Origin of the sequence: Stomatohabitans albus (assembly GCF_036336025.1) — a bacterium.
Lineage (GTDB): Bacteria > Actinomycetota > Nitriliruptoria > Euzebyales > Euzebyaceae > Stomatohabitans > Stomatohabitans albus.
Window position 1 is genome coordinate 1 of the sequence record NZ_JAYKKE010000002.1, and the last position, 25379, is coordinate 25379.

The following is a 25379-nucleotide window of genomic DNA, read 5'->3' on the forward strand; positions in this document are numbered from 1 at the left end:
GCCGGTGGTGTTGAGTGGTAAGGATGCCTTATTGCCTGAGACGGCGACGTGGTTAGCGCCGGGTGCGACTCGTAAACCCCCAACCCGCGTGATCTGTGGGTACAGCGTGGGCTCATTACAAGCCTGTGCCTTCTCACCGGCTACTGCCAAAACGAATGAGAACTAGCCAGGAGGTCGTTCTCAATCCCACAAACCGGTAACGGTTCAGGACCCCGATACGCATACGCGCATCGGGGTCCTCGTGGTGTGTAACCGCATAATTCTTGCCACCACCAGGCCAAAAGGCCTCTAACCAGGGGTGATGAATACCAAGGGCGAGGGTGTAAAAAGATGATTTATTTTCATTTATTCTCTGAAAACAGTTGACGAAGTCTTAAGGAAACCTTTATTTTCACGTGTATCAAGTAACAGAGAAATGAAGGAGGCCTTATATGAATATTCGTCGCAACGTTAGCTGGTTGGTAGCGCTCATTTCTAGTTTGGTACTGATGTTGACCGCCTGTAGCCAATCTGGGACATCGGCAACCGGGGCATCAGAGTCAGGTGCAGCTTCTGGTGGCGGAGATGCTAAAGCCCTGGTGGTGTACTTCTCACGCACGAAAGGAATTGAAGGCGGAGACCTTGATATCGGGCATACCAAACGTGTGGCTATGTTCATCAAGGACTACATGAAGGCTGATGAGTACGAGATTGTTCCGGCCAAGGACTACCCAGATACCTATGACGAAACCGTTGAAGTTGCTGAAAAGGAACTGGATTCAGACGCCCGTCCGGAGATTAAAAATCCGCTCCCTGATGTGTCGGGTTATGACACCGTTTTTGTTGGTGCCCCTGTCTGGTACGACGAATACCCCAAAATTATCGAAACCTTCCTTGATGGTGTTGATCTCAAAGGAAAGACAATCGTGCCGTTTGTAACCCATGAAGGCTCAGAAATGGGTGGTGTACAAACTTTCATGGAAAAGAAGTATTCGGGTGAAAAGGTCTTAAAAGGCCTACCGATAGAAGGACCGAAATCGGCTGAATCGAAAGATGCGGTTGAAGCCTGGCTAAAGGAATTAGGGTTCTAACCATTTTGGTGTGCACGTGTAATCAGTACATGTGCACACCAAAGAGTGTTCAAGGGATTAGTTGTGTTAAAACGGTATCCTCTCGCCTGGTTTATAACCTGGTTTGTGGTCTTGTTCGTATTACCTGCTCCACTCGTACTCCTATTGCATATGGGGCTAGATGCACCCTTAGAAAAAATCGTCATTTATGATTTGGGCACGATCTGCTACGTGTGGTGGCTTATCAGTGTGGCCCTCTCAGCGCGCCCGAGTTGGCTTGACCGGCGAATTGGTCTCCCAGAAATATATTTCATCCACGGTTTTCTCGGGGTTCTCGCACTCGGTGCAGGAACCATTCACGTATTTAATACAAAGACACCTAAGGCAATCGTGTATTGGACTGGCCAGATTGCGTGGTATTTAGCTATTTTTGGCCTGCTCTATGCGATTTTCTTCCTGAGTGGTTGGTTAGTTGATCGTATGCCCATCGCTAGGGGAATAAAGCAGCGTGTCACCCGTATACTCAAACACCAAGTTTCGGTGCGTATTCATCAACTCCACTTTGTGGTTATCGGCTTGATTCTCGTTCACGTCCACGTCATTACTAAAATTGCTAGCATTCCCGGTTTTCTCATCGTCATTGATGCGTACACCGTGTTTGCTGTTGGCACATATCTATGGGCCAAAGCAGTGGTTAATGAATCAAAACGTCGTCGTGGATATGTGTTATCCAATACGCCATTAAATCGTGATACCCATCAACTTGTGATCCGCCTTGATGAGCAAGCGCCTGGATACGAACCGGGTGACTTCTATTTTCTTTCGTTTAGGGGTACAACGGCAATATCGCCAGAACCCCATCCATTCTCCGCAACATATACGCCTGCAGTTGAAGCAACCAATCTTGAGGCCTTTACCCACCACCCAAAGACAACACCTCACACACGATTATTAACATTCACGATTCGTGAACTTGGTGATTTCACCCAACACATCAGCAAAGTGCCAATTGATACGACTGTGCAACTCGAAGGACCGTTTGGCCGATTCAACCGTGTTTTGCGTGACGATTCACCAACCCAACGACTTGTGCTGATCGGCATGGGAACAGGTATTGCCCCTATCTTGAGTTTGGCCTTGGGCTATGCCGCCATTCGACCGGTAACCATTTTTCACACGGTGCATACCGAAGATGACTTCTACTATGTCGATCAATTCGAAGCGCTTCAGGAAGCACATGAAGAGACGGTCTATCACCGCAAGATTCACCGGTACACACCTGAAGCGATTGCTGAACTGATGGGTGAAGACCTCTCGTGTGCGCGCTATGTCATCGTCGGTGGGGCGAGCGCGGTCCTTAAAATGCACCATGTACTCGTTGGCCTTGGTGTCCCAGCCCATCACATTGTGGATGAACGGTTGACCATGTAACTAACGTTTCCTTGTCATCGCATTCTTCTCAAGAGGCCATCGCGGTACGGGTACACCCTTTACCCTGGGCAGCACAAATCCGCATAAGCTGATGGCACGAGGTAAGGAGAAGCGGGGATGGGGAAGTTCTGGATTGCGGGAGCCACCGTATTAACGGTACTGCTTACGGCATGTGCACAGACTCCAGCCCCGTCAACATCAACAACGCCTGAACCGACAGATGCGGGTAATGAAGCTGAGATAGTTCCTATCGCCGATGGTCCCCATGCGCCTGAAGATCGTTCGTTTGCCCCACGAACGGTTTCAACCTCTCCCGGTGGGAAGGCCATGATTAGTGAAGTTGATTTAGGGAATGCGCAAACAGGGGAGTATCGTGCACCAATCCGGGGGGTACTTGTGGTCCCAACAGAACAGGCCTCCCCCGCGCCACTCATCGTGGTGAGCCACCTTCGCGTACCCAATTGTGCCAATGAACAATTTGCCTACCCGTGTCCAGAAGGTGTGGAGGAACTGCGCTTTGATCGAGGCATGACCTATTTAGGTGAACATCTGGCTGCTCAGGGCTATGCAGCATTGATTCCCGATGTATCAGGTGCGTTCATAGGTGATCGACTCAATGATCCTTATGACCAACGTGCCCTGTGGACCCAAACGGTCAGCACCCTGGTTAATGCCTTGCGTAGTGATATCTCCGGGACCACAGCAACCTATGGCCTTGATGATGCTATTCGCCATGTCGATCTTGACCATGTGGGGTTATTCGTGCACTCACGATCAGGCATGATGGTTGATACGGCGATACAAACGCTAGGCGCTGACCATGTCAAAAGCGTCTTGGCATACGGGCCTTCATATGACACGTTTGATCCCAACGAGTTCTCACCCGCAGGTCCCGATATCCCTTATCTTGCATTGGCTGGAGAGGCTGACCTTGATGTTGGGGCTTCCGCTAATCTGTGGTTGGCTGAGCACATTGGTACCGAACGCACGACTCCTGCATTAGCGGCATCGCTACCCGGGTTCGGGCATTTGCTCGTGAACCGTGCCTTGTCATCAACCGGACAAGATGAGCGCACCGCCTGTGATGTTGTGGCCTGCCCCGACGCTCGTGCGCATGAACAACTCCTCACCACGGTGGCAGCGGCCTGGTTTAATACAACCGTTAAAGGGCAAGCTGACTCTCTGGGGGTTACCAGCAATGCGCCACTGCCCGATACCTTGGCCGGACAGCCAGTCACCTGGCTTGCGCATACCATTGGGACGCAGGTGACCCACATCGGACCAAGCGATTTGCAGGCACTGAAACCGGGTACGGCAGCTGTTTGCCGGCATAGTGACCCGATGAGTCCGGTTCCTGCAGAGAATCCCTGCCCTGAGCCTGAACAGGGAGTGATGGAAGTGGTGAATGAGGTCAGTCATCTCAAAGCAGCCAAAGCCAATGTGGATGTGGCTGGTGCAACGATGCTGGCCGTTCACCTCGCACCCGTTGGGGCGCCAGATGCGAAGTCACCTGGGACACCCATCACCATTGGGGTAACACTCGCTGATGGTAAGACCTGGGATCAATCCATAGCACCGAGTGACAGTGTATTAAAGAACCGTGCCACCACGGATGACAATGGTACGTATCGGCTAGGGACGATTCGGATTGCCCTACCGGATTCGGTCACTGCAGGTGAGATTAAAACAGTAACAATCGAAGCCAACGAAGGCGCCGTAGAGGTCCGAGGGATTGACGTCGTGGCATCATCATAATGCGAGGCAAACGCACCCCACAACACGTAAAGCTCACCGTCCAGGGGACGGTTGTGGACGTGATATTTAAGCCGATCAAGAACATCAATATCTCGGTGAGACCGCCTGCCGGTATGGTTCGGGTATCCGCACCGTTTCACGTGGGATTAGAAGGAGTCCGTGAAGCCATCCAAGGGCGTTGGGCCTGGATTCAGGCGCACCAACAGGAAATGCAATCTTCTGGCCAATGCGCCGACTACCAGTACATCACCGGTGAAATGCATCTGGTGTGGGGCCAGCGTGTACCGCTGCGCATCACTTATGCACAGAGGAGTCGTGCACAATTTGATGGACAGGAGTTAACCCTGTCAACGCCGCACAACGCTGACCTGAGTACCCGCAAAACGGTGCTTGATCGGTGGTACCGCCAAGAGAGCGAACGGGTTATTCCACCCTTTGTTGCCCAATGGCAACCCGTCATTGGTCAGCTCGTTCACCGTATTGCCTACCGGCGTATGAAAACCAAATGGGGGACATGTCAGCCACAAACCGGTGTGCTTCGCTTCAACACTGAACTTGCCAAGTATGACCCGATGTGTTTGGAGTACGTCGTTGTGCATGAACTGGTGCACCTACTCGAAGGTAGCCATAATGCACGGTTCAAGTCATTGATGGCAACGTTTCTTCCTGATTGGCAAGAACGCAAGCGCATGTTGAACGATGCGGCACGGAGCGAGCTATGCACCTAATTGGACATGTAACCGCCCACCAACGAAAAGGTGGGCGGAGAATGTCGGGATGTTCGTGTGCTATTCAGATGCTGCTGGAACGGCTTCGGGCGTTACCGCTTGAGGTGTAACCGCCTGTGGGCTGACCGCTTCAGGTGTAGCGGCTACCGGGCTTGCCGTCACATCGTTAGGTATGGCCGTGGCCGTGGCATTCTCACTTGGCTGACCTGAACAAGCCGTCAAGAGAGCAGCGGCGACGATGGAAAGGATGATGGTGCTACGCATGGTGACGTTCCCACTAGTGTGAACGGGTGCTAATCACCAGCACCGGCACGGGCACCCAGTTCTTCATCAAGCCGGAGTAGGCCGTGCCCATCATCACCGATCAATTTGATCCGTCCAATAATTTCTGTGACCGTGGCTTCTTCTTCAAGCTGCTCGTCAACAAACCAGTTCAATAGGGGGTAGGCGTCAATATCACCGTTGGATTGGGCTAACCGGTAGATGTCACGAATAGCCTCAGAAACCTTCTGTTCGTGAGCCAATGCGGCTTCAAAGGCTTCTAGCACAGTTGTGACATGCTTTGGCTGGGCGTGGATCTCGCCAAGAAGGGGAGTGGCGTCACGGTCCAGCATGTGGCTGATGAATTTGTCAGCGTGTTCTTCTTCTTCGGCTGATTGGGCTTTAAACCACCCTGCGATACCGGGAAGATTCAGGCTCTGCATATCGATGGAGAGCTGGCGGTACACGATGGCTGCGGTCAGTTCAAGTGTGACTTGGGTATTGAATGCGTCGGTAAGTTCTTTATTTAATTCCATACGCTGAGTCTAGCGGAGTATTCGCTTGCGATTGCTTTGCTGAAGTACTTATGCCGTATCATCCCTTGGCCGATGGTTCACTACGTAGGCCTACGCAATGTACGTGGAGGTAGATGGTGGCCGTCGATATGTTCTCGCCGTTTGGGGGCAATGCCCCACAAGTGCCCGAAGATCAGCATTTGGATGGGGGTGAACCAGTTGCTCCGCAAGTTGCACAAGCACTCAGCCAATGGCGTGATGCGTTGGTGAACCTTGATGGTAACAACCGACTTTTAAATTTTAGGCCGACACGCTCACGTACCATCGAGTTCGTTCAGCAGACTGCCGCACAGGTCTATACCCAGATTGCATCATCCCAAGAAACATATGTTGTCGGGTTAAAACCAACCGAAGCCCTTACGGACCTCAACGGGGATGGAATCATCGACGATGAGGACGTCCTTATTTATGAAATGGGCGTGGTTAATGATGCTCAGCATGCGGCCTGTGTCTTTACCCAAAAAACTCAAGCTGAAGTAGATAAGTCCCTTCGCCAGACACAAATCAAAGCCCGTGACGAATACATGGATAGGGGTATCCGTGTGCTTTATGCGGGGTTTGGTGAATTGGAGTGGACAGAACATACCCGTGGCGATGCGAGACGCAGTCCGCTGGTATTGATTCCAGTCGTATTAGAATCTGACCGGCCCGGAGCGCGTCCCTATATCCAATTCTCTCAAGATGATGCGGTTATTAACCCAGCACTGAGTATCAAACTCTATGAGGAATTTGGTATCCAGCTCCCACCAGCTGAAGAGATGATGGCCCTTGTCGAAGAAGGCCGTATTGATGATGTGCTGGAAAGGTATCGCAGTCTTGACTGGCCATCAGGATGGCGTATTCAGGATCGTGCCTGCCTTGATGTATTCGCATTTGCGAACGAGGCGATGTATCGCGATTTGTTGGACAATGAAGCCCAGATCGTGCAGTCTCCGATTATTCGTGCAATCGGTGGCGGGCTTGGTTCTGATGCATCTCCCTTCGATTTTGAACCGGTTGATCACACCACCATTGACACCGTTGCAGAACCAGAAACAACTCCGCTTGTCCTTGACGCAGATTCGAGTCAGCGTGCAGCTATCCAAGCAGCAGTGGAAGGCAAGAGCTTTATTCTGAATGGGCCACCAGGTACGGGTAAGAGCCAAACGATCGCCAATATTATTGGGGCACTGATTGATGCAGGGAAAAGTGTGCTCTTTGTCTCAGAAAAGGCTGTGGCCTTGGATGTGGTGCGTGACCGATTGACCGATAACGGGCTAGGTCCGTTTTTATTTGAGCTTCATAGCAAGAAGGCGAATCGGAAGGCTGTTGCCGCCCAATTGGGCCAGGCTTTGGTCACCCAACCCGTAGCTCCGCCACGCATGAGTCAAGTCGAAATGAGTCGGTTGCGTGATATCCGTGAGCAACTGACTGGCTATGTGACTGCAGCCAATGAAATCCGTGAACCCCTGGGTATGAGTTTCTTTGATCTGCTCGGTCGTCTTGAAGCCCTCCATAATGATGTTCAGGGGCCACCGTTTGGGCTTGACCCGTTGACGATTACTGCCGAGACAATGGCTGACCTTGAACAGTTGATTGCGAGCCTCACCGCCCTGTGGCCTACCGCATTAAAGGGTAAGCATGCTCTTTGGTATGGTGCGATCAATCGCCAAGATCCTCGCTATCTCTTCCAACAGATATTGCCTGTTCTTGAGCAGATTCAACAGCTCTTGTCAGAAACTACCGCCATTCGTGAACGCTTTGGGTTTAATAGCGGGTCTGATTTACAACGTGTTGCTACGTTGCTCGAAACCTGGCATCGAGAACCGTCCTTTCATCACAACCACTGGTTGACGGTCACGGCAATCCCTGCACTGATACAAGCCGTGGCTCGATATCACCAACGTACGGTCGAATTAGACCAGGTCATCAGTCAGATAGAAGAACAATTTGGCAATAACTGGGCAGAGGTACGTCCACTGGCTGAACATCAGTTACCGGCTCGTGATATAGCCGCGGGGCAGATTCCTGGACTGACCGGTGAAACAACGGCCCGTCACATGATTGGTATTCGTGATGGGCTTGTTGCCAGTAAAACGAAGGTCGACACGTTAGAAAAAGCGATACAGGCGCTTGCCAACCATCTTGGAGCTGAGGTACCCACCACCTTTGATGGTGTGGCTGCACTTATCCGTTTTGCCCAGGTGATGACCAGCCAATTCCCCCCTCATGTGGGGTGGATCAATGATCCACAGGCATTGGCAACTGCTAAACAAGTAGCAACTGGGATGCATGATGCCTATGGCCAACTTAGTCAAACGGCACAAGCGGTAGAAGGGGTATTTACTGAACAAGCCTTACAGGTTGACTTAAGTGAAATTCAGCAGCTTGCGTCCACATCGACAGGCCTTTTTGGCAGGCTTGGAAGTGACCATAAACGCTTACGTCAACTGATCGGTGAAATCTCACCACTGCCATGGAAGGACGCTGTTGAACACCTACCTGAGGCGCAGGCATGGGCGCAAGCGAGCCAGCGCTATCAGGAATTAAACGCACAAGCTCAAACGGTCTTTGCATCATTCTTAACACCGGATGCAGGGCTTGATTGGGAGAAGATACGCCGTACGATCCAAGTCACTGAGCAGGTGCAAGGGGTGACGATTATTCATCCCCACGAAGCTGAACAACTGGTGCTTGACTCGGGTAAACAAGCCGCAGCTCGTCAATATGGGGCAGCCGTACAACAGCTCTTGCATGATGTCCAGACCAATCATTTAAAATGGACACAGGCTGATGGCGTGGTGCCGACTGCACTTGGAACAGTTACAACCCGACTGAACGAACGTATCGGTATAGCCGAAGATCTTGTACGGGTAGTGATGCGGTTCCAACAGCTTGGGCCGGACGTACCGATTCAGACCTATGTTGCGGTTGCCTATTTGCGAACCTGGGCTGATAGCGCACTTCAAGCCGCAACACAAGCCCGTCATGCACTTCATGCCGCTGCCCCTCTTGACCAGGAGGCAAAGAGGCCGTCATTGCATGAAGCTGAAGTGCTCATGCGTAAGGTTGAGTGGATCAAAGCGATGCATACGGCGGTAACCCAACGACCAAGTGCTCATCGGTATACCCCTGAACAACTTGATGCGTTGGCCCAGAGCTACCCGATTGCCGAGTCTGGTTCACTGGTGAGCCGCTACCAAACGTTGGCAGAGCAATTCCTTGAATGGTTTACACCCGAACGCCAAGCGGAACTTCGAGAAGACAGTAGTGACTATGCCAGTGCATATGATCTTTTTTCCGCCTTTAATGCTCAGGCAGAAGGGTTAATGCAGTGGTTTGAACTCCAAGAGCAGTGTGCAAAGGCACAAAACCTTGGCCTTGGCGATGCTGTGAGCTATGCCTTAACGCTTAAATTGCCGCCAGAGAAGGTTCACGCTTTCTTATTAGCCACGGTGTACCGATCATGGATTGATGCGCAATTAGGGGTAGACCACCGATTTAGTTTCTCAGGTGCTGCGTCTAGAGATGACTTAGTGATCCAATTCCGTGATTTGGACAAACAACTCCAGCGTTCGTCGATTAGCACGATTATTGAAAAAGGACTTGACCGGCGTCCACGTTCACTTGATGGCCAAGCACGTGTTATTCAGCGTGAAGCCGAGAAAAAGCGTAAGCACATTCCGGTCTATGACTTGATCAACCAGGCGCGTGATGTGATTCTTCGCCTCCATCCCTGTTTTATGATGAGCCCGCATTCCGTCAGCCAGTATTTGCCGCCAGAGCGCATGTTTGATGTCGTTATTTTTGATGAAGCCAGTCAGGTACGTCCCGGTGATGCGATTAATTGCTTCTATCGTGCATCGGCTGTCATTGTTGCCGGTGATCAAAAACAGTTGCCTCCGACCGATTTCTTCCAGACGATGGGTACTGACCTGGATGAAGAAGGCGAAGAGCACATGTCCAAGGATTATGAATCCATCTTGGATTTGATGAAGGCAAGTGGGGCATTCAGGCAACAAACACTGAACTGGCACTACCGCAGCAGACACGAACACCTGATTGCATTTTCAAATATGAGTTTCTATGAGTCAAAACTCATTACGTTCCCAGGGGCGTTGGATAAATCTGAAGATGCTGGGGTGAACTTTTACAAAGTGCCGGGCGTATACATGCGAAGCAAGGGACGAACGAATCCGATTGAAGCCAAAAAGGTGGCTGAACGGGTGATGCATCACTTTACGACTCGGCCAACCAAGAGTCTTGGTGTGGTGACCTTTTCTATAGCCCAAGAAGAAGCTGTTGCCAATGCAGTCGAGTTAGCACGTAAAGAACGTCCCGATTTAGACCAGTATTTCACCGATGACCGCAGTCACGGGTTCTTTATAAAGACCCTCGAAAAGGTTCAAGGTGATGAGCGTGATGTCATTATCTTTTCCATTGGCTATGGGCCAGATGAACACGGTCGGGTCTATAACACTTTTGGTCCGATTAACGGAGAAGGTGGCGAACGTCGGTTAAATGTGGCCGTCACCCGGGCTAAGGAACTGATCGAAGTGGTGAGCTCCATGAGTGCCTCTGATATTCGAGAAACGGGGTCAGCAGGTGTCCGCCACTTTAAGCGTTATTTGGATTATGCCGAGCGTGGCCCTGTTGCCCTTAGTCTCGAATTAGGTCCTGAGGGGCGTGATACGGAGTCACCATTCGAAGATTCAGTGGTTGACTACATTCGATCCCTTGGCTACGAAGTGCAACCGCAAGTGGGGGTTGCTGGGTATCGCATTGATATTGGTGTTAAACATCCCGACCAGCCTGGCGCATTCATGATCGGTGTGGAGTGTGATGGTGCGATGTATCACTCCAGCCGGGCAGCCCGTGACCGTGACCGCCTGCGTCATGAGATTCTCGAAGGCCTTGGTTGGCAATTGCACCATATTTGGGGGACGGACTGGTATCGCTATCGCTCCCGTGAACAAGAACGGTTGAAAGCTGTGCTCGAAACTGCCGCAGCTCAACCTGTTGTAGGGCGTATGAGTGTGCCCGATTATCAAGAGCAGGATTCGGTTGTTGAAATCCAGTCAGTTGAGATTCAGTTGGATGACAATCCATCCTGGGTGCAGGATTACACGATCGCTGACCTTGAGGATATTCCTGACTCAGTCGATATTCGTAACCCAATCAACGCAGTACGGATCAAAGACTTCATTGAAACGCTTGTACGTGCTGAGGCACCTATTCATATGAGTTTGGTTAATACCCGCATTCGTGAACACAGCTCAATAGATAGCGTGGGGTCAAGAATAAAGGAAACCATACGAGGGGCCATAGAACTTGCTGATGTAATGGTCCGAGATGATTTCTTGTACGCATCTTCAGAAGTACCAATGGTGGTACGACGAAATACACCTGATTGTGTCCGTAAGATTGATCAAATTGCACCGGAAGAACTTGAGTACGCAATTTTGTGTACGATTGATGATGCGATAGGTATTGAACGTACGAACCTGATTCCTGCCGTTGCTACGGTACTGGGTTTTCAACGGACGGGACCAGATATTCGCCGTCGTATTGAAACCACGATTGACCAGTTACTTCATCGTGGACTCATCACTGAACAAGGTGGTGGGTTAACCCGATCATCTTCTTAATGAGTAGTTCAAACGGTAATCGACCTGGCTACGCCAGGTCGATTGTTGTTCTGAAAGGATATGCAGACATCTTGTCGTTGTTCGGTGTTCTTTCACCTCTACCTTGAGGAGAAATGATAGTTCTAATAATGCCGATAATACCATTAGTTATCTATATAAATACAATTAGTATAGTAGATATTGCACTAAGTGAGTGAGTATATGAATAGTGTCTTATAATATGCAAAAAGCCTGGCCTAAGGCCAGGCTTTTTGTATGTGTTTTTATTATATAAAAACGGGTGTGTTCAGTGTTGTTGCTACCTTAAGCAGCAATTGAAACCTCAGCATCAACAACGAGACCGGCCAATAGTGCAGCCATGAGGCCAAGGACGGTAACAGTGTTGATAGACATGAGGAACTCCATTGCATGTTGCTTGCGGTAACACAGAACACTCTGCCAGAGAGTTGGGGAAATGCGCTATTAAAACACTTTTTGTAGGTTCCTCATTACATGGAGTGAGATTTTATCGTATTCGTCCGAGCAAGGTTGCAACCTGCACCCCAGAAAAAACACCCGCTGGATCAAACTCGGTACGAACCGCATTGAATGATGTGATCTCGGGATAGAGCTCGTGCATTTGTTCGAGACTCAACCGATGTACCCCATCCCAATTGGGTCGTCCTCCGTGATGGAGAAGCACATCCATGGCCGCCCCAAACCAAGGGCCAGGCCGGGTCCCTGGGATTGCAGCCAAGGTTAATTGCACACCTGGTCCGTTACTTGCTGGACTCAACCAGGCACTCGTATCGTGCGCAACGGCAGTAATTTGTACAGGAAGCGGGGCGGGTACATTCATACTCACCATCACGTCATAAAGGGCATAGATGGCGTCCTTCCACGTCGCTGCTGGTAATACAGCACCCATGTGGTGTACCCCACGCACGTCCTTGGGTGGGATAGCGTGAGCAGCGGCTTGGACCTCCTCATTCGTTGACCAGAGTGATGCCATACCCGTTGCTGCAAGGTGTCGAGGGAGGCGGAAATTGGCAGCCAATGTGTGCATTCCTCGTCGTGCTAAACGACGGATAGCTGCCTTACCTCCCGGCGTCACGGGTTCATCAGTCTTATCCATCATCGTTAACAAGGCCTGATTAGAGTGGGGCAGCCAGTCAAACCACACCACATCATGGTCCTGGGTATGAGCCTCAAAGTCGGCAAAAACGGCCTCCATCGGTACACGAACTCGGGTAATGCCATAGTTGGTATCTGGCTGGACCCGCATCGCTACACGAGTGATGACCCCCAAGGTGCCCAAGGAACAGCGCGTCGCAAATAGGGCGTCTTCGTGTGTTAGCCAACGTCGATGGCCGATCCCATCAACAATTTCCATCGCCAAGATGTGAGCATGTAGCGGTGGGGCTATCGCTGCCTCCCCACGCCCGGCGGTTGCAATGAGCCCTCCCAACGTTGCAGTGGCGTTAGGTGAAAATACTTGGGGGAGTGCACAGCCGTAGCTGCTGAGGGCCACCTCTATCGCACCGATAGCAGCCCCGGCATTCATCGTTACGAGCGGACGTGGCCCCGTATCATTAACCTCCACCATGGGGATGTTGAGTTGAGCCAGGCTCACCATCGTGTCATTGGTGGCCATAATCGGGTTACACGACTGCCCTTCACCAACGGGACGAATCGTGCCACCACGTTCAGCAACCTCACAGATAATTTCGCTGAGCGCTTCTATAGATCGGGGATAGGCAAGAACATGTGGATGGGCGGTTACGGCACCTGATGAAGAACGCCAGGGATGATCTACTACTGCCACACCAGCAGGCTTAGGAAGGCTCACTACCATCACGAGGTCTCCAAACGTCGGGAGTGATGTTGTACCACAATGCGTTCATGACCTCTATGCTTCCTCATATGGATATAACCGCAAGAATCCAATTCCCAGCCGCCACAATGGGCTGGGTAGCCTTGGGTGGAGGGCTAGGCAGTGCACTCCGTTGGGCGTTGAGTGACCTCTTCGCCTTCCCCGTCGGGATATGGGCGGTGAACCTCCTGGGGAGTTTTTGCCTTGGGTTGCTGATCGCATGGACAGCCGCTCGAGCCCAACACCCGTCATGGGTATTACCAGCCCTAGGTTCAGGATTCTGTGGCGGATTCACTACCTTCTCTACGGCAATCTTTATCCTTGTTGACCAGGCTGTAACCCACCAGATTCTTGCGTTTCTCATTGTTATGATCGTCATGCCAATGGGTTGCGCCCTTGGCGCCCTCGCAGGGCACTATTCGGTTCGCATTTTACCAAAGGCTATTCAATGATGATGCTCTTAGGTGTGTTCCTCGGTGGTGGACTGGGGGCCGTCCTGCGCTGGGTATTCGGGCATGTCATGAAGCCAGTTGATCTTGGTGCAAGGTTCGATGCATTCATGCAAACACCAGGCACGCCGCGGGCCCATTTCCCCTTGGGTACGTTTGCGGCCAACATGCTTGCCTGCTTGCTTCTTGGCGTGGTATCCACGGTCATTGATCACTCCCAGGTTGAGTTCGTGACCCTATCAATTGGTTTTTGTGGCGCCTTAGGAACGTATTCAACATTTAGTGTGGAACTCATCTCCCTCTGTATGAACCGGCAGTGGCATATGGCAGTCACCTACGCCGCGGTATCAACCATTGGTGGCTTACTTTTGTTATCCACAAGCTTGGTTGTCGGCACCGTGGTGATGTAACGAACGATAGGGTCCCTGGCTCAAGAACAGAGCTAAGCGGTCAATCAATCACACGTGATCAATCAGTATTAAGACGATTGGAATGGGTAGATAATTATCCACACGTTTTGGATATAGCTCAAAATAATCCACAGGTAGATATAGAGGGTTGAAAGGCATGTGTAGGTATTGACATGCTGTTGCTATGGCTCATTCAACCAACACACCAGTATGGTGGACGATGCGTCCGAGGGACATTGCGGCCCTGATCGGTGTGATTGTGGTGTTAAGTGCACTGGCTTGGTGGTTGACCCAACCAAAAACGATGGAACAGTTTTCAACGGCACCACCTTCACCCATAATCATCAGCGCATCTTCATCCGCGCCGATACCACCAAGTTCCTTACCCCAGGATTCCGAGCATGATGTGTTGCATTCAGCGAGTCCGGCGCCAACTGCTATCGCAGTCCACGTCGTTGGTGCTGTCACCCGCCCAGGCGTCGTTGAACTCAGCCCAGGTTCACGAGCTGAAGCTGCAATCAATGCAGCAGGAGGGTTTACCGACCAGGCGGATGAACGGTCGATCAATCTCGCTCAGCCGCTGACGGACGGCCAACAACTCATCGTGGCTGCGCGTGGAGAGCCAATCCCACCACCACCACCGGGAGCACCAGGTCCCGTATCCGGTACCGCCAAAGGCAACCCAGATGGACAAGGGCGTATTTCTATCAATACCGCCAGCCAAGAAGAGCTTGAAGCACTTCCTGGTGTTGGACCAAAAACAGCAGAAGCGATTGTTGGCTATCGACAAGAACATGGTCCGTTTACCGCTGTTGACCATCTCGAAGCGGTACCGGGTATTGGGCGCAAAACCGTTGATCGGTTGCGTGACTACCTCCGCCCATGAATACATACCAAGCCGCCGTCCTGGCTGCGAGCATTTGGATAGGCACCTTGGTGTACTATCATCCCTGGGTTGGGGTGGGTAGTGGCTGTCTTTGCTTGGTGGTCATCGTATTGAGTTGGCATCGCTCCTGGCAGCCGGTGCCAATCCTTGCAGCAATCGGACTGGTCGCTGGCTTCGGCGTGATGGCTATCACCATGTGGACATCCAATCCCAGCCCACTACGTGACCTGTCCCAACACGGAACACCCCTTGTGCTCCAGGTTGAACTCCGTGACGATCCCACCCAGTACGGTGCCCCAGCCGTTATTATGCAGGCGAATGACTATCCAGAGCTCATCGGTGAGGTCGTTTGGGTACAAGCCACGCTTGATGGCTATGCCGGCACCCGGTTGACCATAGAAGGCGGCATGAGTCCGCCATCGGGTGGATTTGGGCAGTACCTCAACCGACGAGGAATACAGGCAACTATTCGTGGTCCAACTCGGTACATCGGAGGCCCGACCTCATGGTGGGATCGCTCAACGGCCGGTATTCATGAACGACTCGCCAAGGTGACCAAACCCTTGCATCGTGCCCATGCCGGGCTACTTAAGGGACTTGCGATTGGTGATGATCGGTTACTCCCAAACGATGACCGTGCGGCTATGCGTACATCTGGGCTGAGCCACCTGACTGCGGTGAGTGGGTCAAATGTTGCGATGATTAGTGGTGCCATCTTGGCGTTCGTTTGGTTACTTGCCCTTGGCCGACAGATTGGTCGCCTGCTTACCTTATTTGGTATCTGGTGGTTTGTGTGGCTTGTCCGAGCTGATCCCAGTGTGGTGCGCGCGGCAGTGATGGCATCCCTCATATTGAGTGCCGGGGTACTGGGTCGACCAGCCCATGTGCCACAGAGCTTGGCCATGACCGTAGCCGGTGCACTCCTCGTGGACCCTCGGATTGGTCAACAAGCTGGGTTTGCGCTCTCGGTGGGGGCAACGGTCGGAGTACTGGCCGGAGTCGCTGTGATGAAACGACTCATCGCAGATGAGATACCCAGCATTGTCAGCATGGTCGGTCAAGGGCTAGGTGCTTCCCTTGGGGCAAACCTCGTTACAACTCCCGTCCTCCTGGTCTATGGATTAGCGTTGCAACCGGCAAGCCCATGGGCGAATGTTATCGCTGCACCAGTGGCCACCCTTGCCCAATGGGGGGCCGTAGGGACAACGGTGCTGGCCACGATTAACGACGACGTGGCTACTTGGCTTGCTCAAGCAACCTCGTATCCCATACGGGTTGTACTTGGTATAGCGCATTGGTTTGCTGATCCGAACCGAGCTGATTTCTTTATCCTGGTTAATACAATTGCGGCCTTCAGTGTTGGTGTACTGATCCTCAACCGTCTGCTGACACGATGGATTGCCCTACAACTGGCCAGCGGTGCCTACCGCGGACCAATAATCTCTAGAGGGCAGTTTGTGCTCAACACGGTGGCAATCCTCATTGCGGTCCGGTGGTTTTCTGGGCTCATACTCACCCATCGGCTCCCCAGCCAGGCTCAATTCATCGTCTTAGACGTCGGTCAAGGTGATGCGCTCTTAGTGGGTGACCCAACCAGTGGGTGGATCATGATCGACACGGGCCCGGACGGTGAGATCATTCGTCAGCATCTTCGCCGATTACAGATCGCTGAACTGAATGCCGTTATCATCACCCACGCCCACACTGATCATACCGGTGGGTTAGACGCCGTATTACGATCAACGCGATGTACACAGGTCATGGCAAGCCCAGCACATGTTGAAGCTGAGGCGCCGCGCACGATTGATATCCGAGCGATTGTGGCTGCCCATCAGGTGCCCCTCACCGAGATTGCCAAAGGGGATCGCATCATCGTTGGGCACGTGACGGTAGAGGTACTCCACCCCTCGCGCACCGATCAAGGTCTCGAACCCAATGACGCTTCCGTGGTCTTGCGCATTACTGGCCCGTCTGGGGTACGTGTTCTCGCCACCGGTGACGCTGAAGCTCAGGCCCAGTGGGCCATGGACACCAGCTCGTCATCATGTGATGTGCTCAAAGTGCCCCATCACGGTGGGGATACCAACGCACCAGGCTTTCTTGAACACTGTGGAGCCAGTCTGGCCATCATCAGTTGTGGGAAGGACAACCCGTACGGTCATCCTCATCACGCGGTACTCAACCAGTTACAGGCCATGCGTGTACATCGCACCGACCGCGATGGAACGTGCACCGTTGCCTTATAACACCGAGTCGCCCGCTGGGGCCTTATGGTGAAACGAGTTCTGGGCGGTGTGTAGCTGCTTTCATTGAAGCAATAAAGGCTTCTAGCTCTTGCTGTAAGGATTGCACCTGCGCAGTCGTTGGCTCCTGTTCCCAAACCGCTACATGAGATTCAATGATCTTCACCACGGCACTACCGGTGATCGCCCCATCAGCACCGGCTACCAGCGCCGCTCGAACATGGGTGGGTTGGGAGATACCAAACCCAAGCAAAATAGGTGCCGACGCAGCTGTGCGAAGCCCCGCAACAATCTTCGGAAGGTCGGTGGTTTCAGCTTCTTGGTCGGTGCCGGTAACGCCTACTCGGGAGACGGCATACACATAGCCGTGTGTTGCGGTTGCCACGGCGTCGAGCGTGGGTTGGGTTGCTGAAGGGGGTGCGATATACACCGGATCAATCCCTGCATTGCGAGCCGCGTTTGTAAATGGAGCAGACTCTCTAATCGGAACATCGGGAATGAGGACCGAGTCAACACCTACAGTTGCACACATCTCATAAAAGGTGGCCAACCCCAAACTGTGTACCAAGTTGGCGTATACCAACAATCCGATTGGTATGTCAGGATACCGAGAACGTATGGTGCCCAGCAGCGTAAATGCACTTGACGCCGTGGTACCGGCAGCTAACGCACGAATATGCGCTGATTGAATAACTGGGCCATCGGCTACAGGATCAGAAAAGGGGATACCAAGTTCTAAAGCGTCAGCACCACCCGCTACGAGGGCATCAATAACGGCCAAACTTCCTTCGATGTCGGGGTCTCCAACCATCGTGAAGGGCACCAATGCTCCTTCTTGGCGCTTGGCCAACCGGTTAAAACAGTCAGGATAACGAGACATAGGAACCTCTTTTACATCGTTGTGGGTTGGTCAGCCGAAGAAGGGATTGACGATGAGCCGTGAGGATATGCACGGGCGTGGTCAACGAGTTCAGCCGCTCTGGCAACAGCACCATCATCGCTAAACGAACCGCCGAGATAGTCGCGCACATGGTCGAGGTCCTTATCGCCACGGCCAGATAAACACACAAGAATGACCGGAGGGTCTTGGCTGTCAGGCGCCGCGTCAGCGAGGTGGAACGCATGGGCAAGGGCGTGGGATGATTCGAGGGCAGGGATGATGCCTTCATGGCGAGCAAGCGCACAGAATGCTGCAACAGCCTCATCGTCGGTTACCCCCACATAGGTGGCACGGCCTGTTTGGGCTAACCAGGCATGTTCAGGACCAACCCCCGGATAATCCAGTCCTGCAGAAATGGAATACGATTCAAGCACTTGGCCATCATCAGTGCGCATCAAATACGAGTGTGTTCCGTGTAAGAGACCCGTTTTGCCCGCATGAATTGGTGCGCCGTGGTGGTCGGTATGGAGGCCCTTCCCTGCGGGTTCAACACCGTAGAGGGTGACAGACGCATCATCAATGAACTCTGCAAAGGTGCCAATCGCATTCGACCCACCACCCACGCACGCAACCACGGCATCGGGGAGGCGACCAGTATGGGCGAGCACCTGGGCACGGGCTTCTGTTGAGATAATCCGGTGGAACTCACGCACCATTGTCGGGAATGGATGTGGGCCGGCTGCCGTACCCAGTAGATAGTGGCTGGTACCAAACGTTGCCGTCCAATCCCGTAAGGCTTCGTTTACGGCGTCTTTTAATGTGCCTGACCCTGCCGTGACGGGAATGACGGTTGCGCCCATCAACTCCATCCGTTCAACATTGGCGGCTTGGCGGACCACATCAGTGGCCCCCATATAAATGGTGCATTCCAGTCCTAACAGCGCACATATCATCGCCGTAGCAGTCCCATGCTGACCGGCTCCCGTTTCGGCTATGACACGTTTCTTCCCCATGCGCTTGGCTAATAGTGCTTGGCCAAGTACTTGATTCCCTTTATGGGCACCCCCATGTACGAGATCTTCACGTTTTAACAGAATGCGTGCCCGATGATGACCAGGAAGATTGCGTAATTCGGTGACGGGGGTGGGTCGTCCTAAATACCGATGTAACAGCGCATTGATCTCCGCGATAAATCCCGGGTCGTCGATGGCGTCGACAAACGCAGCTTCAAGTTCGTCCAGGGCAGGGATCAATAACTCTGGCACATATTGGCCGCCAAAGGAACCAAAATAGGCCGGTAGCACGGTGTTCTGCTCCGGTTCTTGTCGTAACGGGTCATGCTGATGCGGTTCTTGGTCACCGAGTTGCGCACTCGAACGCGGTTTCCACTGCAATATGGCATCATCGTGGATCAAGCTGTCTGGCCCCATGGAGGGTTGCCCTCCGGCGAGGTCACGAGCCGCGGTTGCGGGGTCATCAGCGCCAGAGAGGTGCGAGCCAACCAGGAGGGCATCAACGAATGGGGTGAGTCGCGTGACGTCATTACGGTCTCGAATCCCTGATTCCCCAACCACAATAACCCCCTGAGGGACGTGCGGGGCCAAGGTTTCTGTTTTCCCAAGGTCGGTTGAGAGGGTGCGTAAATCACGATTATTGATGCCGATGATGCGACTCCCCAGTGCGATTGCACGATTGAGCTGGTCTTTATCGCCCACTTCGGTTAAGACATCCATGCCGAGTGCGGACGCCAGCGCTGAAAACTGTTGGTAGGCCGTGTCATCAAGGACTGAAAGCATCAGGAGGACCGCATCTGCCCCGGCATGGCGTGCCGCGTGAATTTGAATGGGATCGATGATGAAGTCTTTACAAATCACCGGTTGGTGTACGACCTTGCTAACGGCGGTGAGATGGGTGAAGGTACCACCAAAACGATCAGGTTCGGTTAGCACGCTAATGGCCGCCGCATAGGGGGCATACTGTTGGGCCAATCGCGCTGGGTCATAGTGCTGGCGGATGGTGCCCAAGGTTGGTGACGCTGACTTGCACTCCATAACGAGGGCGGGGCCAATCGCGCGAGGCGCTCCTTGTTCAGAACGCGTGCGTAGCGCTGCTTCGAGTGATCGTGTTGAACGCGGAAGCTGTACGCCACGAAGATGGCCATACTGTGCACGAAGTTCAGGAAGTCGGGTCGTGCGAGTGGCAATAATCTGTTTAAGTACATTCTCAGGTTGAACGCGGGATGAAGGGATAGGGGTAGACATAGCTATTTCCTCATAGTTGCAAGGTGATCAGCGACCGCACCGCGCTGAATGTGTTCCAACGCTGCTTGCGCACCTTCTGCTATAGAGGCGGCCTGGCCGGCGGTATATAACATTGCGCCGGTGTTTACGGCCACCGTTTCTTTGTGGGCTTGCGTTCCGTTGCCTTCAAATACCGCGTTGAGTGCCTGGGCGTTCGTTGCCGAGTCACCACCAACGAGGTCTTGAAGGGTCCAGGTGTGCATTCCCAATGACTCAGGGGTCACCGTGTACGTGCGTATACCGTTGCGGTCAATTTCACGTATTTCAGTCGGCCCGTGTAAGGCAATCTCATCAACCCCGGAGCCGTGGACCACGAGTGCTTTTTTACGCCCAAGGCACGCAAGCGTTTGTGCGATCATGTCTAAAACCTCAGGATTTGCTACCCCCATGACTTGATAGGCCAATGGGGCAGGGTTAACGAGTGGTCCCAATAAGTTAAATACCGTTGGGGTGGCCAGGATGTTGCGGATAGGAGCCACATAGCGCATTGCCGGGTGGTAGCGCTGGGCAAAAAGAAAACAAAAGTGGTCCTGTTTGACCGCTTCTGCGGCGCTACCCGGTTCAAGTTCTATAGGAATACCCAGTGCCGTGATGACATCAGCGCTACCAGTTAGTGAGGACACGGAGCGGTTCCCGTGTTTGGCGACAAATAATCCCATTGAGGCTCCAACAAGACCGGCAGCGGTAGAGATATTGATGGTGTGATGTCCGTCTCCGCCGGTACCCACAATGTCAATCAGGTCTAAGCCGGTATGGGGAAAGGGGACGGCTGCGGCACGAAACGCTTGGGCTGCGCCAGCCACTTCCGCAGCGGTTTCCCCTCGGGCACGGAGGGCAGCGAGCAACGCCGAGATCGTTACGTCGGGAACCAACCCATTACTGAGCGACTCAAAAACTGAATGGGCTTCGATTTGGCTCAGCCGTTCACCTTGAACAACCGCCTGGATACGTTCTTGGACAGCGGGTAATAACGTACTCATGTACGCCTCCTTGCATTGTTCATTGCCCCGGTGAGCACACCAATAAGGGCCGTTAAGAGTGCTGGGCCTTGCCCAGTCAAAAGCGATTCGGGATGAAATTGCAGGCCGATAGCCGGTTGTGTGTGATGTTTGGCAGCCATCACAACATCGTCGCCGGTATGGGCTAGGGGTACGAGCGAGTCGGGAAGCCGTCGTGTACCAAGTGAGTGGTATCGTGCGACGTCAAGGTGACTGCATGCGAGGGATACGAACCCTGGCTCTTGTCGACCAGCGGCGGTGAGGTAGATTCGGTCGGCTTGTCCATGAACCGGCTCAATCCGAGTGATGGATCCGCCACATTGTTCCACCAGACCTTGGAACCCAAGACAAATCCCGAGGAAGGGAATCCCACGGCGCAGCGCGGCTTCGGTAAGTGCCATTAATGTGCCAGCTGTACGTGGGTGACCGGGGCCTGGCGAAACACAGAGTAGTGGCCGAATACCTTCAGCTTCTTCAGTGGCAGTTGGTTCGAGGGCGGCGAGGACCTGGCTAAGCGGCGCACTATTGCGGTACACCGCCGTTGTTGCCCCCAGTACCCTACATTGATCAACAAGGTTATAGACAAATGAGTCGTAATTATCCAAGAGCACGATACGCATCTCAACACTCACCGTCTTGGTTGATCACGAGTACAGCCCCTTGGCTCTTGGCAATGGCTTCAAGTACCGCGCGTGCTTTGTGCACTGTTTCAGCAGTTTCCATTTCGGGTACTGAGGAATGCACCACCCCAGCACCGGATTGAACAAGGGCTATCCCATCCTTAACGAAGGCAGAACGGATAACGATGCAGGTATCAAATTCACCATCACCACGTAAATAGCCCACGGCGCCCCCGTATGAACCACGTCGTATCCCTTCACTTTCACGAATCAGCGCGGCAGCACGCAATTTCGGTGCACCGGTCAAGGTGCCCATGGTCATTGAGGCGCGAAAGGCATCAAGGGCATCAAGGTCACTTGCCAGTTCACCCGTCACCTCTGACACCAAATGCATCACCCGTGAGTACCGGTCGACACGCATGAGGGCGCTGACTCGTCGTGTACCAGGTGTACTCACCCTGGCCACATCATTCCGAGCCAAGTCAACGAGCATGATGTGCTCAGCGAGTTCCTTTTCATCAGTGCGGAGTTCTAACTCCAGTCGAGTGTCGCGTTCGTGGTCCACTGACCCATCTGCGGTAAGGCCACGCGGTTTAGTTCCCGCTATCGGACGGATCGCAACTTTGCCAGGTGCAGTTGAGTACAGGAGTGATGACTCTGGTGAAGCGCCAGCAAGCTCGAATGTGGGCGTACCCAGATAAAACATATAGGGGCTGGGGTTGGCGTCTCGAAGGATCCGGTACGCCCCAAGGGTGTCCGGGCATGGCATCGTAAATCCGCGAGATGGAACCACTTGGTAAATATCGCCAGCCTCAATATGGCTGCGCATCTGCGTTACGGTAGCGCAAAAATCAGTATCACTAATGGTTGGAATTGCATGGATTTCTTTGGTATGTCCAATGGATCGCGTATGGACTTGGGGTGATCGGTCAAGTTTCTGGACACCCACACGGTTGTTGACGGTCGTCAACGCTTTGGCAATTTGATCAAGACGAAGGGCTAATGCTGTTTGGTCGTGGGATACCCCTACCAACGTTGCCTGTTTCGTTGGGTGATCAATCACCAGCATGATACGGGTGTCATAAAACAAATAATCCGGACACGTATTCAACCCCTTTCCTACACGAGGAAGCGGTTCAAAAGCAGCCACATAGTCAAAGGCAAACACACCGACTTCAAGTGGAAGGTGGGGGTGGTCAACCGAGGCGTTAGCCAAAATACGGAGCGGCTCAAGCGTGGATATCGCTTGTAAGCGCTCATGTTCTTCATAGTTGGTGGCCGTATGGTTGTCTCCACGCACCGGAAGGTTTAGTCGCAATGTAGTTGCGGTGCGTTCTCGTATCGCATCAGGAAGTGCGCTAGCAAGACGATCAAGGCCAGCTTGACCATCAGATTCAGCATGGGGGAGTACCTCAGCAACCACCTCTGATCCAGTACACGTCACGCGCAGTGATGCTTCAAGCATCACGATTGTGGTCAGTTGATTACGGGCGTCAATATCGGCACTATCGAGCAATACCGCATCAGCAGGGCGCCCATCGATGGTAGCAATAACGCGCTGAGCAGCGAGGGTCGCAAGAATAGCCCCACCGTCTGCATGGTATGCAACGGGGTAGGTGAGTGTGTAAGGGGGTGATTCCATAGGGCCTGCTTCTGCGTGGTTTGAATCCAGATAGCGGGCTGCTATGGGCAACAACAAAAACACACCCGCCAATCCGGCGAGTGTTGTTCAATAAGACATCAAGGCTCGCCGTTAGGAGAGCCACCACCATTTGCGGAGATTCGATGTCAACATGGGCACACTGTAGCGTCTCTCTTGGTATGTGCATAACGGATATTCGTTCAACGGTGATGCTCGGTATCTGGCCGCTACCCTTTACCCGACACGCATTGAGGAGGCGACATGGCACGCGCATGGATTATTACCAGTCCGTACTCGTTACCGATTCAACGGCAAGTAGCCAGTCAAATAGCCACGCTGAGCCAAGATGATCAAGACGTTACGCTCACTGAGGTCCACGGCGCCGATCTTCGAGAAGGTACGTATCCCGATTTGAGAACTGCTGACCTCTTTGGATCAACACGTGTCTTTGTCGTCCGCAATGCTGAGACGATGTCCGCTGAAGCTGGTCGGGTGCTCTGTGCTGACATCCTTGCAGGTGATTTGGCGGCTGAATTGATATTGACAACAACCGGTTCGATTTCATCAAAAAAGCTGGTCAAGGCCATTAAGGATCAGGATGGATTTATCGAGTTAGCTGTCCCCAAAGATACTGATACAACCGCCTGGGAACGCCTTGTTGATGATGAGTTCGCTCGCCACGGTTTACAGGCCAACGACGAAGCAGTACACGCCATTATTGAGTCGGCAGGTTATAACGTCGATTTGATTGGCGAAAAAGTTGCGCAAGTCAACGCCTCAGTACAACAGCCCACGGTAACGGGTGAAGATGTTGCCAACGTTGTGGTGGGTTACGGGTCAAAGGGGGTGTTTGTCCTTGCCGACCAGATGCTTGCTGGAGATGTTGAAGGTGCGTTGAAAGCCTTGCGGGGGTGTCTCGAAGCTGGAGATGAACCACTTAGCATTTTGGGCGGGTTGACCTATAAGGTCCGCCAACTGATCTCCGTTGTGACCCAGCTTTCACCAAAAGAAGGGGGTGTGTACGTTCCTCGGGGGCAAATTCAACAATTCCAAGCCATACGTCAGCGGTTCTTACCGGGTGAAATGACAAAGGTGGTGGGTCATCTTGCCGCCTGCGACGTAGAAATTAAGAGCGGTGATTTAGGACCTCAAGCAGCGATAGAACGCTGTGTGCTGAGCATTGCAAGTAGTCCGGTGTGGGCCGTACCAAACCCGGATCGTGAAATCTTGCGCTGATGACACGCCAAAAACCGCCCTGCCCGGGCGGTTCGGGGTTTCAAGGTCTACCCGTGGTTGATCACGTCAACACGAGGTGAGCCAGCGACTAGGCGGTGGCGGTCAACTTGTTCAACCGGGCAGCAAGACCGCTCTTCTTATTCGCAGCAGTGCGCTTGTGTAGCACACCCTTGGACACGGCGACATCATATTTACGGCTGACATCACGAAGGGCTTCGGTGGCTACATCAACATCGCCAGCTTCGAGCGCGGTCAAGAACTTGCGCTTGTAGGTGTGCAGCTCGCTCTTGATGGAACGGTTACGAAGGGTCGCCTTGATGGTCTGGCGGTTACGCTTCATCTGGCTCTTAATATTTGCCATGGGTACTACAAAATCCTTTGCGATGTGATTAACGGCGTGTAGACAGGCCAGCCAGGGTAGCACTGTGCGCAAGCGA

Annotated in this window: 19 protein-coding genes; 10 read left to right on the top strand and 9 right to left on the bottom strand. The window is 52.9% G+C overall.

Annotation, left to right across the window (positions count from 1 at the left end):
• The first annotated feature begins 431 nt into the window (after positions 1–431).
• The 4 genes from VCU37_RS05075 (at position 432) to VCU37_RS05090 (ending at position 4963) form a co-directional block, all read left to right on the top strand.
• A complete protein-coding gene (locus VCU37_RS05075; RefSeq protein WP_336249552.1) occupies positions 432–1070 on the top strand; it encodes a flavodoxin in 639 nt (212 codons plus the stop codon).
• A gap of 105 nt (positions 1071–1175) precedes the next feature.
• Positions 1176–2480, top strand: coding sequence for a ferric reductase-like transmembrane domain-containing protein (locus VCU37_RS05080; RefSeq protein WP_336249553.1), 1305 nt, complete (start codon positions 1176–1178; stop codon positions 2478–2480).
• A 117-nt stretch (positions 2481–2597) separates the two neighbouring features.
• Positions 2598–4235 carry an alpha/beta hydrolase gene (locus VCU37_RS05085; protein ID WP_336249554.1) on the top strand — a complete coding sequence of 546 codons (1638 nt, stop codon included), beginning with the start codon at positions 2598–2600 and terminating at the stop codon, positions 4233–4235.
• Positions 4235–4963 carry a M48 family metallopeptidase gene (locus VCU37_RS05090; protein WP_336249555.1) on the top strand — a complete coding sequence of 243 codons (729 nt, stop codon included), beginning with the start codon at positions 4235–4237 and terminating at the stop codon, positions 4961–4963. Before VCU37_RS05085 ends, VCU37_RS05090 begins: the two co-directional genes overlap by 1 nt.
• A gap of 60 nt (positions 4964–5023) precedes the next feature.
• Here VCU37_RS05090 and VCU37_RS05095 read toward each other — a convergent pair whose 3' ends face one another.
• The gene (locus VCU37_RS05095) at positions 5024–5227 is read right to left on the bottom strand and encodes a hypothetical protein (protein WP_336249556.1); all 204 of its coding nucleotides are present in this window, start codon (positions 5225–5227) and stop codon (positions 5024–5026) included.
• A 29-nt stretch (positions 5228–5256) separates the two neighbouring features.
• A complete protein-coding gene (locus tag VCU37_RS05100) occupies positions 5257–5760 on the bottom strand; it encodes a ferritin (protein ID WP_336249557.1) in 504 nt (167 codons plus the stop codon).
• A gap of 113 nt (positions 5761–5873) precedes the next feature.
• On the opposite strand from VCU37_RS05100, the gene VCU37_RS05105 reads away from it, so the two are divergent.
• A complete protein-coding gene (locus VCU37_RS05105; protein ID WP_336249558.1) occupies positions 5874–11426 on the top strand; it encodes a DUF3320 domain-containing protein in 5553 nt (1850 codons plus the stop codon).
• 505 nt (positions 11427–11931) lie between these two features.
• Here VCU37_RS05105 and VCU37_RS05110 read toward each other — a convergent pair.
• On the bottom strand, positions 11932–13260 hold the full coding sequence (locus VCU37_RS05110; RefSeq protein WP_336250057.1) for a D-arabinono-1,4-lactone oxidase: 1329 nt from the start codon (positions 13258–13260) through the stop codon (positions 11932–11934).
• 68 nt (positions 13261–13328) lie between these two features.
• On the opposite strand from VCU37_RS05110, the gene VCU37_RS05115 reads away from it, so the two are divergent.
• The 4 genes from VCU37_RS05115 to VCU37_RS05130 all read left to right on the top strand — a co-directional run bounded on the left by VCU37_RS05115 (position 13329) and on the right by VCU37_RS05130 (position 17269).
• Positions 13329–13730: a fluoride efflux transporter FluC gene (locus VCU37_RS05115; protein ID WP_336249559.1), complete on the top strand. Its 402-nt coding sequence runs from the start codon at positions 13329–13331 to the stop codon at positions 13728–13730.
• Positions 13727–14137, top strand: a complete 411-nt coding sequence (locus tag VCU37_RS05120) for a FluC/FEX family fluoride channel (RefSeq protein ID WP_336249560.1) — start codon at positions 13727–13729, stop codon at positions 14135–14137. Before VCU37_RS05115 ends, VCU37_RS05120 begins: the two co-directional genes overlap by 4 nt.
• Before the next feature lie 184 nt (positions 14138–14321).
• A complete protein-coding gene (locus VCU37_RS05125; RefSeq protein ID WP_336249561.1) occupies positions 14322–15023 on the top strand; it encodes a ComEA family DNA-binding protein in 702 nt (233 codons plus the stop codon).
• Positions 15020–17269, top strand: coding sequence for a ComEC/Rec2 family competence protein (locus VCU37_RS05130; protein ID WP_336249562.1), 2250 nt, complete (start codon positions 15020–15022; stop codon positions 17267–17269). The genes VCU37_RS05125 and VCU37_RS05130 overlap by 4 nt, the downstream gene beginning before the upstream one ends.
• Positions 17270–17291: 22 nt before the next feature.
• On the opposite strand, the gene trpA is transcribed toward VCU37_RS05130, so the two are convergent.
• Genes trpA through VCU37_RS05155 form a run of 5 tightly spaced genes read right to left on the bottom strand, consistent with a single transcriptional unit; the run spans position 17292 to position 23706 of the window.
• Entirely contained in the window at positions 17292–18146 is an 855-nt protein-coding gene (gene trpA / locus VCU37_RS05135; protein ID WP_336249563.1) for a tryptophan synthase subunit alpha, read from the bottom strand.
• A gap of 11 nt (positions 18147–18157) precedes the next feature.
• The gene (gene trpB, locus VCU37_RS05140) at positions 18158–20407 is read right to left on the bottom strand and encodes a tryptophan synthase subunit beta (protein WP_336249564.1); all 2250 of its coding nucleotides are present in this window, start codon (positions 20405–20407) and stop codon (positions 18158–18160) included.
• A gap of 2 nt (positions 20408–20409) precedes the next feature.
• Complete coding sequence (gene trpD / locus VCU37_RS05145) at positions 20410–21426, bottom strand: anthranilate phosphoribosyltransferase (RefSeq protein WP_336249565.1); 1017 nt, start codon at positions 21424–21426, stop codon at positions 20410–20412.
• A complete protein-coding gene (locus VCU37_RS05150) occupies positions 21423–22064 on the bottom strand; it encodes an anthranilate synthase component II (RefSeq protein ID WP_336250058.1) in 642 nt (213 codons plus the stop codon). Before VCU37_RS05150 ends, trpD begins: the two co-directional genes overlap by 4 nt.
• A 1-nt stretch (position 22065) precedes the next feature.
• Entirely contained in the window at positions 22066–23706 is a 1641-nt protein-coding gene (locus VCU37_RS05155; RefSeq protein ID WP_336249566.1) for an anthranilate synthase component 1, read from the bottom strand.
• Positions 23707–23967: 261 nt separating this feature from the next.
• Between VCU37_RS05155 and holA the strand changes: the two genes are divergently transcribed.
• Positions 23968–24942: a DNA polymerase III subunit delta gene (gene holA, locus VCU37_RS05160; protein ID WP_336249567.1), complete on the top strand. Its 975-nt coding sequence runs from the start codon at positions 23968–23970 to the stop codon at positions 24940–24942.
• A gap of 88 nt (positions 24943–25030) precedes the next feature.
• On the opposite strand, the gene rpsT is transcribed toward holA, so the two are convergent.
• Complete coding sequence (gene rpsT / locus VCU37_RS05165) at positions 25031–25303, bottom strand: 30S ribosomal protein S20 (RefSeq protein ID WP_336249568.1); 273 nt, start codon at positions 25301–25303, stop codon at positions 25031–25033.
• Between the last annotated feature and the right edge of the window lie 76 nt (positions 25304–25379).